8 protein-coding genes are annotated in these 14,213 nt (G+C 62.0%); 2 read left to right on the top strand and 6 right to left on the bottom strand.

All coding sequences use genetic code 11. The features are described from left to right. Positions 1–6: 6 nt before the first annotated feature. Genes BW686_RS02775 through BW686_RS02765 form a run of 3 tightly spaced genes read right to left on the bottom strand, consistent with a single transcriptional unit; the run spans position 7 to position 2,817 of the window. A complete protein-coding gene (locus BW686_RS02775; protein WP_084914106.1) occupies positions 7–801 on the bottom strand; it encodes a putative hydro-lyase in 795 nt (264 codons plus the stop codon). A gap of 2 nt (positions 802–803) precedes the next feature. Then, the gene (locus BW686_RS02770) at positions 804–1,568 is read right to left on the bottom strand and encodes a LamB/YcsF family protein (protein WP_084914311.1); all 765 of its coding nucleotides are present in this window, start codon (positions 1,566–1,568) and stop codon (positions 804–806) included. Positions 1,569–1,584: 16 nt separating this feature from the next. Continuing rightward, positions 1,585–2,817, bottom strand: coding sequence for an NRAMP family divalent metal transporter (locus BW686_RS02765; protein WP_084914105.1), 1,233 nt, complete (start codon positions 2,815–2,817; stop codon positions 1,585–1,587). 253 nt (positions 2,818–3,070) lie between these two features. Here BW686_RS02765 and BW686_RS02760 point away from each other — a divergent pair, with 253 nt between their 5' ends. Further along, positions 3,071–3,736, top strand: a complete 666-nt coding sequence (locus BW686_RS02760) for a GntR family transcriptional regulator (protein WP_084914104.1) — start codon at positions 3,071–3,073, stop codon at positions 3,734–3,736. Between the two features lie 137 nt (positions 3,737–3,873). Then, complete coding sequence (gene selO / locus BW686_RS02755; RefSeq protein WP_084914103.1) at positions 3,874–5,337, top strand: protein adenylyltransferase SelO; 1,464 nt, start codon at positions 3,874–3,876, stop codon at positions 5,335–5,337. Between the two features lie 265 nt (positions 5,338–5,602). Here the strand turns inward: selO and BW686_RS02745 are convergent, their stop codons facing one another. The 3 genes from BW686_RS02745 to BW686_RS02735 are packed head-to-tail and all read right to left on the bottom strand — an operon-like array spanning position 5,603 to position 14,119. Further along, positions 5,603–6,076: a chemotaxis protein CheW gene (locus BW686_RS02745; RefSeq protein WP_084914102.1), complete on the bottom strand. Its 474-nt coding sequence runs from the start codon at positions 6,074–6,076 to the stop codon at positions 5,603–5,605. Continuing rightward, complete coding sequence (locus tag BW686_RS02740) at positions 6,069–12,029, bottom strand: Hpt domain-containing protein (RefSeq protein ID WP_084914101.1); 5,961 nt, start codon at positions 12,027–12,029, stop codon at positions 6,069–6,071. Before BW686_RS02740 ends, BW686_RS02745 begins: the two co-directional genes overlap by 8 nt. A 47-nt stretch (positions 12,030–12,076) precedes the next feature. Further along, entirely contained in the window at positions 12,077–14,119 is a 2,043-nt protein-coding gene (locus tag BW686_RS02735) for a methyl-accepting chemotaxis protein (RefSeq protein ID WP_084914100.1), read from the bottom strand. Between the last annotated feature and the right edge of the window lie 94 nt (positions 14,120–14,213).

Here is a 14,213-nt window from a genome sequence, read left to right as displayed (position 1 = left end):
CCTCTCCTATACGTGGTAGTAGCTGTCCGGGATATCGGTGATGAACATATGGCCCGGTGCGTGGGAAATTGCGAACGGCACACGGGACGCCATGACCACCGCTTGAGGCGTCACGCCGCAGGCCCAGAACACGGGGATCTCGCCGGGTTTGATGGTCACCGCATCGCCGAAGTCCGGACGCGCAAGGTCCTTGATGCCGAGCCGTTCAGGCTCGCCGACATGCACGGGCGCGCCATGCACACCGGGATAGCGCCCGGTGATGCGGGCCGCTTCGGCGACCCGGTCTGCCGCGATGGGTCGCATCGACACGACCATCTCGCCGTGTAACCGACCGGCAGGCCGACAGAGACGGTTGCTGCGATACATCGGCACGTTGCAGCCTTCGCTGATGTGTCGCACGTCGATCCCGGCGTGCATCAGGTCGGTTTCGAAGGTGAAGCTGCACCCGATCAGAAAGCTGACCAGATCGTTGTGCTGCGCCCAGACGTCACGGGCGTCGCTGACTTCCTCGGCCAGTTGGCCATCACGCCAGACCCGATACAGCGGCAAGTCGGTACGCAAGTCAGCCTGTTCGGCCAGCAAGGTGGTGTAGCTGCCAGGCTCGGTCACGTCCAGCACCGGGCAGGCTTGCGGGTTGCGTTGCGCAAACAGCAGAAAGTCATACGCCCAGTCGCGCGGCAGGGTGATCATGTTGCACTGGGTCAGACCAGGCGCCTGGCCAGCGGTCGGCGAGACAAACCCTTCGCGGTAACGGGCTCGGGCGGCGAGAGCGGCCTGACGCGCCTGTTGCAATGTATTCATGATCAGCCTCGACCGAATGCGCGGACGGTCACGCCTGCGTCGTGCAAACGACTTTTCAGGAGTCGCGCGATGTTCACGGCGCCCGGGCTGTCGCCATGCACACAGATCGAATCGGCTTGCAGGCTGATCTCGCGACCGTCCTCTGCCTCGATGACGCCGTCGCGCACCAGGCGCAACATGCGTTCAGCGATCAACTCGGCATCGTGCAGCACGGCACCGGGTCGGGAACGGGACACCAGCGTGCCTTCGGCGGTGTAGGCGCGGTCGGCGAAGGCTTCAGCCACGCAGGACACTCCGGCTTCGCGCGCCTGGTCGAGCAGCGGTGAGTTGGCCAGGCACACCAGTTTCAAGGCCGGGTCGACGCGCAACAGCGCCTGAATGACCGCCGCCGCCTGACGCGAGTCGCCGGCAATGGTGTTGTACAGCGCGCCATGAGGTTTGACGTAACTGACGGATGTCCCGGCGCTACGGGCCAGGCCTTGCAGTGCGCCGATCTGATAGATGACGTCGGCCATCAACTGATCGGACGGGATGTCCATGTTGCGACGGCCAAACCCGACAAGGTCCGGGTACGCGACATGGGCACCGATCGAAACGCCCCGCGCCGCAGCGGCTTCAAGGGTGCGCAGGATTCCGGCGGGGTCGCCGGCATGAAAACCGCAGGCCACGTTGGCACTGCTGACCACGTCGAGAATCGCCTCGTCGTCGCCCATACGCCAGGCGCCGAAGCTTTCGCCGAGGTCGCTGTTCAGGTCTATTGCAGGCATTTTTTGTTCTCCGAAATCAGGCTGCATTGATAAAGGCAAAGATGGGACCGGCCGACTTGAACGCCATGTACCACGACAACAGACAGGTCAGCACGCCCAGCACCAATAACCAGCGCGGGTAGTGATAGCCGTCCATCATGTCCGAACGGCGCCAGCCGACGTACATGAAAATGCTCAGCCCGAGCGGCAGGATCAAGCCGTTGAAGCCGCCCGCAAACACCAGCAACGCGGCTGGCGGTTTGCCCAGCATCAGGTAGACGATCACCGCGATCAGGATAAAACCGACCGTGGCCAGATTACGCCCCCGTTCGGTGATGTGTTTCGAGAACACCGTGATGAACGACATCGAAGTATAGGAGGCACCGATCACGCTGCTGATACCGGCGGCCCAGAGCACCAGACCGAACATGATCAGGCCGAAGTTGCCGGCAGCCGCAGTGAATGCCTGGGCCGCAGGGTTTGCGCCCTTGCCGGACACGTCGATGACGACGCCACTGGCGACCACGCCAAGAATTGCCAGAAACAACACGTAACGGACGATGCCGGTGACCAGAATACCGGTCAGCGCTGCCTTGGACACCACGTCGATGTTCTCTACCCCGACGGTGCCGCGATCAAGCAAGCGGTGCGCGCCGGCATAAGTGATGTAACCACCGACCGTACCGCCTACGATGGTGGTAATGGCCGCGAAATCGACCAGATCCGGCAAGACGGTCTGGCGCAGCGCCTCGCCCAGCGGAGGGTGCGAGGCAAAGGCGGCGAACAGGATCAGACCGACTTTCAGGGTGCCCAGCACCATCATGATGCGGTCCATCGCAATGCCTGCGCGATGGGAAGAAAAGATCGCGATGGCGATCAGCGCACTCAAGGCGCCACCCCATTTGGGATCAAGGCCGATCAGCGCATTCAGCCCCAGACCCGCACCGGCAATGTTGCCCAGGCTGAACACCAGCCCGCCAAAGATCACCAGCACTGCCAGCAGATAGCCGCTGCCCGGAATCGCCGCGTTGGCCAGATCAGCCGCACGCATTTTGGTCAGCGTGACGATCCGCCAGACATTCAGTTGCACCACGAAGTCGATCAGGATCGACGCCAGAATGCCGAACGCAAACGCCGCCCCCAGCGTCGCGGTGAAGGTGGCGGTCTGGGTCAGAAAGCCTGGGCCGATGGCAGAGGTGGCCATCATGAAGATCGCGGCGATCAATGAGGCGCGACGCGCCTTGGTGAACTCATTGGCAGTCTGTGTCACGGCGGCATTCCTGAGAGGAGAGGTATTCAGCCTGAGCAATGAGCATGCCAACGCTCATTCAAGTGCGCCAAGCTGTAGATACATAACGATAATATTGTTGAACAATCCATCCGACATAGGTCAACCATATGCACCATGTTGTTACGCACAGACTCATGAGTGCTACCTGATGAGGCATCGGGTGACCTTCGTCCTTGCCAGCCAATGAGCTGTCGTGGAATATCGACTCGGCTTTTCTCTCTCTGGACCCTTTATGAACGACGCTGCTTCTGCCCTCCCCCGTACCCTTGGAGAATCCATCACCACAGAACTTCGCAGAATGCTGGTTGAGGGCGAACTGGTTCCCGGTCAACGCCTCTCGGAAGCGGCCCTGGCCGAAAGCCTGCAGATTTCCCGCAATACCTTGAGAGAAGCGTTCAGAATCCTGACCCGCGAAGGGTTACTCACCCACGAACCCAATCGCGGCGTGACCGTGGCCAAACCTGATATGGCCTCGATCATCGACATTTATCGCATCCGGCGCTTTATCGAATGCAGGGCGATCGCTCAGGCGTATCCCCAGCACCCGGGCGTGCAGCACATGCGCAATGCGGTCGAGGCTGGCGTGCGCGCCCGTGAAGCCAATGACTGGATTGCCGTGGGCACGGCCAACATGATGTTTCACAAGGCCATCGTCGAGCTGTCCGACAGCCCGCGACTGGTGACTTTTTACGCACAGATCTCGGCAGAATTGCGCCTGGCGTTCGGGCTGCTCAACAACCCCGAACTGCTCCATTCGCCCTATCTGGACATGAACGCCGCCGTCCTTGGCCGCCTCGACGCCGGCAAGCCCGACGAAGCCACCCGCATGCTCGAAGACTATCTGGTGCAATCGGAGCGCACGATTCTGGCCGCTTACGAACGCAGCCGGAACCGGTAGTCCGGCCCGATAACTATCGCCAGAACTACCGCTGGCGGCCTGGGTCTACGGGTTCTGATCGTTGAAAACCGCCCGACGAGCCCGACAGGCCGCCGTCCCGTTGCAAGCCTGACATTCTCCTCTGGAGGCGAAACGCTGTGAAAGCACTCGACGAACTCACTTTCGACAACCGCTTTGCCCGTCTGGGCGATGCGTTTTCCACCCATGTGTTGCCTGAGCCTATCGACGCGCCACGTCTTGTGGTCGCCAGCCAATCAGCCTTGGCACTGCTGGACCTGGCCCCTGAAGACGCGGAGTTACCGCTGTTCGCGGAAATATTCAGTGGCCATAAACTCTGGGCAGACGCTGAACCGCGGGCGATGGTTTATTCAGGCCACCAATTCGGCTCCTACAACCCGCGCCTGGGCGATGGCCGGGGCCTGTTGCTGGGCGAGGTGTACAACGAAGCGGGCGAGCATTGGGACCTGCACCTCAAGGGCGCCGGCCGCACGCCGTATTCGCGGATGGGCGATGGCCGCGCGGTACTGCGTTCGTCGATCCGGGAGTTTCTGGCTTCCGAGGCGCTGCACGCGCTGGGCATCCCCAGCAGCCGCGCGGGGTGCGTGGTCAGTTCCAGCACGCCGGTATGGCGTGAAACCCAGGAACATGCCGCGATGGTGCTGCGCCTGGCGCAGAGTCATGTGCGCTTTGGCAGCCTTGAATATTTTTTCTACACCAAGCAGCCGGAGCAGTTGAAGACGCTGGCCGAACATGTGCTGACCATGCATTACCCGCATTGTCAGGAACAGCCCGAACCTTATCTGGCGATGTTCCGGGAGATTGTCGAGCGCAATGCCGAGCTGATTGCCAAGTGGCAGGCGTACGGTTTCTGCCACGGCGTGATGAACACCGACAACATGTCGATTCTGGGCATTACCTTCGACTTCGGGCCGTTCGCGTTTCTGGATGATTTCGATGAGCACTTCATCTGCAATCATTCCGATCATGAAGGCCGCTATTCCTTCAGCAATCAGGTGCCCATCGCGCAATGGAACCTCAGCGCCTTGGCGCAAGCCTTGACGCCGTTCATCAGTGTGGAAGCGTTGCGCGAGACAATCGGCCTGTTTTTGCCGCTGTATCAGGCGCACTACCTCGACCTGATGCGCCGTCGCCTGGGGCTGACCGCTGCCGAGGAGCAGGACGAAAAACAGATCGGCCAGTTACTGCAACTGATGCAGGGCAGCAGCGTGGATTACACCCTGTTCTTCCGCCGCTTGGGGGATCAGCCTGCCGCCGAAGCGCTGCGCACCTTGCGCGACGACTTTGTCGACATCAAGGGCTTCGACGCCTGGGCCGAGACGTATCTGGCACGCATCGGCCGGGAAGACAGCGGCACCGAGCAAGACCGTCAGGCCCGTATGCATGCTGTTAACCCGCTGTATATCTTGCGCAACTACCTGGCCCAGAACGCCATCATCGCCGCTGAAAAAGGCGACTACGAAGAAGTCCGCCGTCTGCACGACGTACTCTGCCACCCGTTCACCGAGCAAGCAGGCATGGAAAGCTACGCCCAACGTCCACCGGACTGGGGCAAGCACCTGGAAATCAGCTGTTCGTCGTGAAATTTTTCCGCGTGAGCGTGCCGCTCTGGACGCCTTGGGTCCGACGCTGACTGTGCGGTGCAGCGCAGATTTGTGACGCGGAGCGTCACCCAAGGCATTCCCACGCTGGAGCGTGCGGAACGATCAGGGTAAGGCTGGAGCATGCGGGACGAGCGGTGTACGGCTGGGGCGTGCGGAACGCGGGGCGGCCAAGAAAGCTGATCGTACCCATGCTCCGCGTGGGCATGCCGTTCTGGACGCTCCGCGTCCGCTTCCAAGAGGTCGGCTAGGGCGCAAGTCCCGAATCCACCCACCACTGTTCCAGCCCTTGCAGGTCGGGAATGCGCGCGACGGTTTCGCCGATCTGCACGGCGGCGAGTTCCAGTTCGGTCAAGGGCACGTCGACGTAGCTCAGCTGGCTGTCGACCTTGCACGAGCGCGGAATGCCTTGGGTCAGCAGAGCGATGAAGCGGATGTCGTTGCGCCCCCCTAACGCGTTGAGCACCACGATCCGGGCGCGACCGCCCACCCGCGTGCGCCCGCCGCAGGCCGCTTCGAAGCTGAGCAGTGGCAAGCTCAGTTCGCGCCAGCTGATCAACCCCAGATACCATTCGGGCGCGCCCGGTTCAGCGCTGCTGTCCTGATAGTCGATCAGCTCGGCGACCGCGACATTGGGCACCAGCAAATGGCGGTCGCTCAATGGCAACAGCAGGCCGGTCAGGCTGGTGAGCCGACTGGTCTGGAACGTACCTTCAGACATTGACCTGACTCCAGTAAGCGATGCTTTCCAACAGCACGTTCTCTTGATAAGGCTTGCTCAGGTACTCGTTGACGCCCAGCGCCATCGCCCGGTCGCGGTGTTTCTGGCCGGAGCGGGAAGTGATCATGATGATGGGCAGTGCCTTCAGTTGTTCGTCCTGGCGTATCTGACTGACCACTTCAAAGCCGTCCATGCGCGGCATTTCGATATCCAGCAACATGATGTCGGGCGTGTGTTCCTGCAACAGGCTCATCGCATCGATCCCGTCTTTGGCGGTCAGCACGTGCATGCCGTGGCGTTCGAGCAACCGGCCGGTCACCTTGCGCACGGTCACCGAATCGTCCACCACCATCACCAGCAACGGCCTGGCGTGCTCGATTTCAGTGTAGGGCGCAGGCGCGCCGCCGTTGAACGGCAGGCGCTGCAAGGTACGAATCTGCGCCATCAGGTCGAGAATCAGCACCACGCGGCCATCGCCCAGGATGGTCGCGCCGGAAATCCCCTGCACTCTGGAAAACTGCGTACCCAGGCTCTTGACCACGATTTCCCGCGAACCCGCCAACGCATCGACCTGCACCGCCACCCACTGATCCTGCAAATGCACCAGCAACACCGGCAGCGGCTGCAGTTGCCCGACCAGTCTTGGTGGACTGTTGCCCAGCAACTCGCCCAGATAGCGCAGCTCGTAGCTGCGTCCGCCGTACTGATAGCGCGGTGGAACCGTCTGGTAATAAGCGTCCAGCTCGTTGGCCATTACCCGCACGATGCCATCGACCGTGTTGAGCGGCACGGCATACTGCTCTTCGCCGCAGGTCACCATCAGTGCCCGGTTGACCGACACTGAAATCGGCAGACGAATGCGAAAGCGCGTGCCCTTTCCAGGCAGCGAGTCGATGACCATCGAGCCGCCCAGTTGCTTGACCTCGGCATGCACCACATCCATACCGACGCCACGCCCGGAAATCTGGGTGATGATCTCGCTGGTGGAAAACCCGGCTTGCAGGATGAACGGCAACACTTCGTGATCGGACAGCTCGGCGTCCGGATGAATCATGCCGCGCTTGATGGCCTTGCGGCGCACCGCAGCCAGATCGACGCCGGAACCGTCGTCGCTCAGTTCGATCACGATGTCGCCGCCCTCATGCATCAGCTCCAGGGTGATGCAGCCCTCTTCCGGCTTACCGGCAGCGATGCGTTTTTCTGTGCTCTCGAGGCCGTGATCGACGGCGTTGCGCAGCATGTGCTCCAGCGGGGCGACCATCCGTTCCAGCACATTGCGGTCCATTTCGCCTTCGGCATTGCCGACCTCGAAACGCACCTTCTTGTGCAGTTCGGACGCCACCTGGCGCACCACGCGACGCAAACGCGGCACCAGTCGCTCGAACGGCACCATGCGCGTGCGCATCAAGCCTTCCTGCAACTGGGTGTTGACCCTGGCCTGCTGCGACAGCAGCGTTTCAGCATCGCGGTTGCGCGCGCCGAGGGTTTCCTTGATATCCATCAGGTCGGAGGCCGACTCGAACAGCGCGCGGGACAACTGTTGCAACTGGGAATGGCGATCCATTTCCAGCGGGTCGAACTCTTCATAGCCCAGCCGCTCGGCCTGCACCTGCTCGCGACTGAGAATGCGGCCCTGGGTTTCCATGTCCAGACGGCGCAACTGATCGCGCATCCGCTCGATGGTGGTTTCCAGCTCGACCAGCGTGACCTGCGAATCGAGTACCTGCTGCTCGATTCGCCCACGAAAGATAGACGTTTCGCCGGCCAGATTAACCAGGTCTTCCAGTTGCTCGGCAGGCACCTTGACCATTTCCGGGCCACTGCGCTCAGCCTCACCGTCGGCCACCGGCGCCACGACCACGACAGGTTCCGGACCGACCGCCGACGCCAGGGAAACCACTGGCGGGTCTAAGGGTGCCTGGCTGGCCAGCGTGCGGATGCTTTCGATCAGCAACGTCGCATCAGGCAACGGCTTGTCGTTTCGCACTGCGTCCAGCATGTCGGCCAGCACATCGTGGCCGCTCTGCACCAGGCTGATCATCAACGGGGCGGGCTGCAGGCTGCCGGCGGAAAGCCCCTCGTAAAGCGTTTCCAGCTCGTGGGCGAGGTCGCCGATCGGGGCGATCTCGACCATCCGTGCGCCCCCTTTGAGGGTGTGCAGGTCGCGCAGCAGGTTTTCGACTTCCAGCAGGTTGTGCGGGTCGGTCTGCCAGCGGGCCAGGGCCGCGCCAGAGCTTTCGATGATGTCGAAGCCTTCTTCGAGAAAGACTTCACGCAGCTCGTTGTCCTGCTCCGGCAGGTCTTCGCTGGCTTGAGGCGGCGCTTGCAGGTCCGGCCCGGTGCTCTCGGCATTGCGGCAGCGGCCCAATGCATCGATCAAGGCCGAGGGATCGCTGAGCGTCTCCTGCCGATACAGTTGTTCCAGCAGGATCGCCAAGTGGTCGTGACTTTTGTGCAGTAGATCGGCCAATGCCGCTGAATGATTGAAGCGCCGGTCGATCAAGCCTTCGTAGAGGTTTTCGAGTTCGTGAGCAAGGTCGCCGACCTCGACCACTTCCGCCATCCGCGCGCCCCCTTTGAGGGTGTGCAGGTCGCGTTGCAGCGAGGCCAGCGGCGCCGGGTTTTCCGGGTCCGCCAGCCAGCGCTGCAAGGCTTGCCCGGCGCTGTCGAGAATATCGACGGCTTCTTCGAGAAAGATGTCGACAATTTCGTCGTCCGGACCGGCTACTTCCGACGGTTCGGCCTCGCTGGCCAGTTGCTCGGTCGCCGCATTGAGTTCGGTGACGCTCAGCGTCTGGCGCCCATCGCTTTTGACCAGCCCGGTCGCTGACGGATCAAGCGCCTGATCCAGCAGTTCATGCAGGGCACGCACGCACTCAGGGCGAGGCTCGACATCCTGGCCGGCAGCCACTTGATCAAGCATGTTGATCAGCGCTTCGTGGGCGTTCTCCGCCACATCGAAGAAGCGCTCGCTGACCGCCAGGCTGCTTTCCTCGACCGAGCCGTACAGGTCGAGCAAGGCTTCACACAATTCATCGACCTGCGGCAGATCGGCCAGGTGAGCGCCATGACCCAAGGTGGTCAATTCGTCGAGCAGTGCGCTCAGTTCCTGTCGCTCACCGGGGTGCTGACGCCAGCGCCGCAGCAGGTTTTCGGCATCCAGCACAATGTCCATGCCTTCGGCCAGAAAGCTGGCGATCAGCGTGGGGTTACGCTTGATCCGCAAGCCGTTGTCCGATTCACGAAGCACCGCAGCGAGGCGTTCATCGAGCCTCGAAAAAGCCGCTTCGATCAGCTCTGCCGCGCCTGGGATTTCCGCCAGCGGGGTCGTATCCAGTTGCTCGAGCCCTTTATGCAGCAAGGGTTCGGCGCGACGCAACAGGGCGAGTTCAGGCGGACCGATATCAATCAGGTTGGCCTTGTACTCACGCACCAGTTGATCGAGCGGGTTGGCCAGCTCGGCAATCGGCAGAACCTCGGCCATGTGCGCGCTGCCTTTGAGCGTATGCAGGGCGCGCAATACGGCGTCGCTGATCGAAGGCGATACCGATTGTTCGGCGGTGTCGAGGAAGCGGCCAAGCGTGTTCAGATGCCCGAGCGCTTCCTGACGAAAGATATCCAGCAACTGCGGGTCCAGCGCCTTGTCCGTGGCCGTTCCACCGGACGCAGCCAGTGTCGGTGCTTCCAGACCGTTGGCCAGCGCATGGGCACGAGCCGCCATCAGATCGACATCGTTGCGCTGGCACTGCGCGCCGTCGGCGAAATCGCGGATGACCGACGGCAACAGCGTCAGCACTTCGCTCATCAGGTGCTGCACTTCCAGCCCGGGCAGCACCTCGCCTTCCAGCACCCGGTTGAGCAGGTTTTCCACGGACCAGGCCAGCTCGCTGAGAATCAGCGCCCGCACCATCCGGCCGCTGCCCTTGAGGGTGTGAAACGCACGACGCACTTCAGTCAGCGCAGCACTGTCCCACTGGACGCCGTTACCCAATGACGTAAACCAGCGCGGCAGGTACTCGCCCAGAGCGTCGAGCACCTCGTCGGCCTCTTCCAGAAAGACATCGCGCAGTTCGTCGTCCACCGCCTCTTCTTCAGCGGAAGGCGGCAGCAGGCTGGTCGGGACGTTGCGCGCAGGCGGATTGACCGCAGACACCGGGCTGGCGAGCACTTGCGCGATGGTTTGCGTCGGGCTGACCAGCGCCTTGCGATCATCAAGCTCCAGCAACTCGTCCTGAGTGATGATCTCGTCGAGCAGCGGCACTTCAAGGGTGTCCGTTGCGGGCGTGTAGCCCAGACGGGCCAGACTCTGCTGGGCCATGTCGAGCACCTGATCACCTGGCGCCTCGTGGTCCTCGAGCATGCGTTCCAGGTAGTACTCGATGCCGGTCAGGGTATCGGCCAGGCAATCGAGCTGTACCGCAGTCGGACGGGTTTCGTCCACCAGCAGGTGTTCCTGAATGTATTCGTTACAGGCCGCCAGCAGGCTCGCCGCGCGGGCCAGCGGGATCATCGCCAGCGCTCCGCGCACCTGCACCAGCAAGGCACAGAGCGGGTCGAGCCGTTGCCGGTCCCACTCGCCATCGATGTAATCGAGAATGACGTCCTTGGCCTGCTGCAGCACATTGCGGGCTTCGCGAATCACCAGTTGATGGATCTGCGTCAGGTCGGTGGTCGGCAGGCGGCTTTCTTCGCGGCTCGACTGTTCGTTGCTCCCGGCCATGCCCGCCAGGGTCGATTCGACGTACAGCAATGCGCCCGCGACATCCATCAGCGCGCCGTCAGTGGGTTCGCGCTGCCCCTGCGCCAGACCCAGAACGACGGAAAGCTGATCGATGATCACCTTGCGCGGCTGACCGAAGCCGAGCACCGCCAGCGTGTCGGCGATCTGGCGCAGCGGTGGCAGCAGTGCGTTGAGTTCACTGACGTGCTGGCGATCCCCGCGCACGAACACATCCAGCCGCTCCTTGACCCGCACCAGCCCTTCGCACAATGCCACGATCACCGAACGCATGGCGTCCCGGTCCGGTCCGGCCATGCGCGCGCGTTCTTCGTTGACCACATCGCTGCCAGGCAAGGCATCTGCCAGCGCGTATTGGTCCTTGAGGTCGAGCATCTTCGGCGCCAGGCTGTCGGACTTGGCGATGTAAAACAGCAGGCTTTTCAGCAACTCTTCGGGCGCAGGCTGGTTGATGCCCGTCACGCCCTGCTCGGCCAGACGCTTGAGTTCCTTGTCGGCGTCTTTCAACAGGCTGCGCAGGGCCGGGCTGTTGGTGAAATTGCCGTTGAGCATGGTTTCGACCAGTGCCGTGGAAATCCGCCACAGCGGCCCCAGTGGCGCGTCCTCGCACAATTGCTCCAGCCGGGCAAAGACCTTGGCCATGTAGCCGAGCTGAGTGCGCACGCCCTGCTCACGCATCAGGCCTGCCAAGGCAGCCTGCAACGTCTGGCGCAGCTTGCGCAGCAGGTTGGGCAGCTCCGGCGTGTTACGCCGTGCCAGCTCTTCGTCATCAAGGGGCGGGACGTTGACCAGTTGCGGGGCAAACAGGCTGGTCTCCGACAACAGGCTCTCGCCCCGCGCGCTGCGCAGGTCATTGAGCAACGGCAGCACCACCAGCGGCAGGTCACGGCGCGCCGAGTGGATTCGCTCCAGATAAAGCGGTAGCTGGCTCATGGCCTGGATCAGCAGTTGCTCGGACTCGACCGGATGGGCGACGCGGTTCTGTTGAACGGCCAGCACCAATTGCTCGATTTCCTCGGCCAGCAACGCGGCACCGTAGAACTCGATCATCTGCAGGCTGCCGTGAACCTGATGCACCAGGTTCAGGCACTCGGCCATCGCCGCGCCGTCGGACTCTTCGATGAACGCATCCAGCGCATGCCTGGCCTGCCGCAACGTCTCGGCAATCTCGCCCTTGAGCCATTCAAGGGCCACGTAATCGTGACGATCAGCCATGACCCATCCCGCCTGTTGTTGCGCCAAGAGTGTTCATGTCGTGAACATCATCCGATTTTCTTCGAGGGCGGCAAGGTGAAACCCGACACCGAGCGGCGCATTTCGCTGGCCATTTTCGCCAGATTGCCAATGCTCTCGGCGGTGGCCGCCGTGCCCGAGGTGGTCTGGGACGTGGTCTGTTGAATCACGTTCATGGTCTGGGAAATCTGCCCGGCAGACTCGGCCTGCTGATGGGCGGCGTCGGTGATACTTTCGATCAACTCGGCCAGAACCCTGGAAACCCCTTCGATTTCCCCGAGCGCCACACCGGCGTCTTGCGCCAGTCGCGCACCGCGCACCACTTCGCTGGTGGTCTGCTCCATAGAGATGACCGCCTCGTTGGTGTCGTTCTGGATGGCGCGCACCAGCGTCTCGATCTGTTTGGTGGCGGAAGACGAACGCTCGGCCAGCCGCTGCACTTCATCGGCAACCACTGCAAAACCTCGCCCGGCGTCACCGGCCATCGACGCCTGGATGGCCGCATTGAGTGCCAGAATATTGGTCTGATCGGCAATGTCGTCGATCAGGCTGACTATATCGCCAATTTCCTGCGAAGACTCACCCAGACGCTTGATGCGCTTTGAGGTGTCCTGAATCTGTTCGCGAATGTTGTCCATGCCGTGGATGGTGTTGTGAACCACCTCGTTGCCCTTGTTGGCAATCGCCACCGAACGCTCTGCCACCGCCGAAGACTCCGACGCGTTGGCTGAGACCTGATCGATGGACGCCGCCATGTCATTGATTGCCGTCGACGCTGCACTGATCTGCAACGCCTGATGCTCGGACGCGGCGGACAGCTGCATGGCCGTGGCCTGGGTCTCGGTGACTGCGGAGGCCACCTGTTCAGCCGTCAGGTTGATGGTCACCACCAGCTCGCGCAACTGGTCGATGGAGTAATTGATGGAGTCGGCAATCGCGCCGGTGAAATCCTCGGTGACCGAGGCGGTCACGGTCAGGTCGCCGTCGGCCAGGCTCTCGATCTCGTCCAGCAGGCGCATGATCGCGGTCTGGTTGCGCTCGCTCTTTTGCGCGGTTTCGCGCAACTGGCGGTTGGTTTCCCGCACCATGACCAGCCCGATCAGAATGATCGACATCAGCGCCAGCAGCCCCAGCACGTAGCCGCCGACGGTATTCATCGTGCGGCGCTTGGCAAGGTTTTCCAGGCTGTTGGCGAGCACTGACGTCTCATCCAGCAAAGTCTGCGAGGTGTTGAAGATATTGCCGGACGCTTCGCGCACCTGATACAGCTCGGGCGAGGTCTCGAGAATCTCGTCCACCGAACCGGACACGAATTCGAACAGTTCGGCAATCTCTGCCAGCCGTGCCCGGGCATCGCGGTCTTCGACCTGGGTGATGCGCAGCGTCGCATTGCCTTCCAGCATGCCGTTCAGCACCCGGCCAAACTGGCTGGCGTCACGTCCGAAGGCATCGGCCGCCTGCACCGCCGTTTCGTCACCGGCCAGCACCGTATTGACCGAACCCAGAATACGCTCGGCCAGCAGGGCCTGGCGCTGTGCAACGACCACCTGGGCAGCGGGCGCACGGCTTTGCAGCAGGTTCTCTACGACCTTTTCGTACTCGGCTTGCAATTGCGGAATGGTTTCGGCCAGCGTCGCCGCCACCTGATGCAGCGACAATACCGTCTGCTCACTGGCCAGAATCACGTCGGTGCTCTTGCGCAGCCCTTCCCAATCTTTCTGGACCGTGCGCAACTCGTCACGAATCAGGTCTGGGGCAGCAGGCAGTCCGGTGGCAGGGTCGCCTTTCTTCAGATAACCCCAGCGCACATCGAAATCATTGCGCGCATCGGCCAGCAGCTTGAACGCCTGGGTTTTCCCGGCGGCCGCTTCGGTGGCGTTTTTCGCGATGCGCTGGGACAGAACGCGCAGTTCACCGGCATGCCCGATGTATTGTTTGTCGTAGTTCGATTGAGTGTTGAGGTAAGCGAAGTTGGCGAACAGCAACATGATGAAAACGATCAGCGCGACGAACAACAGAATGATCTGCGTCCGGCTTCGTACCCCCTCCAGTGATCTGCCTGTATTACTCATTAATCAGGCCCCCGCCTGGATCAAGTGTGAAACAAAACAAACCAGCGCCCAGGCTCTGTACGAAAAGTCGGCGAGCGTAGCCACTTTTTGTTCA

Source organism: Pseudomonas syringae, assembly GCF_002157375.1.
Lineage (GTDB): Bacteria > Pseudomonadota > Gammaproteobacteria > Pseudomonadales > Pseudomonadaceae > Aquipseudomonas > Aquipseudomonas syringae_T.
This window is presented reverse-complemented; position numbering and strand designations above follow the sequence as displayed.

Coding starts and splice junctions, on each gene's coding strand:
- BW686_RS02775 (WP_084914106.1), bottom strand. CDS start 801: ATGAATACATTGCAACAGGCGCGTCAGGCCGCTCTCGCCGCCCGAGCC.
- BW686_RS02770 (WP_084914311.1), bottom strand. CDS start 1,568: ATGCCTGCAATAGACCTGAACAGCGACCTCGGCGAAAGCTTCGGCGCC.
- BW686_RS02760 (WP_084914104.1), top strand. CDS start 3,071: ATGAACGACGCTGCTTCTGCCCTCCCCCGTACCCTTGGAGAATCCATC.
- BW686_RS02745 (WP_084914102.1), bottom strand. CDS start 6,076: ATGTCTGAAGGTACGTTCCAGACCAGTCGGCTCACCAGCCTGACCGGC.
- BW686_RS02740 (WP_084914101.1), bottom strand. CDS start 12,029: ATGGCTGATCGTCACGATTACGTGGCCCTTGAATGGCTCAAGGGCGAG.
- BW686_RS02735 (WP_084914100.1), bottom strand. CDS start 14,119: ATGAGTAATACAGGCAGATCACTGGAGGGGGTACGAAGCCGGACGCAG.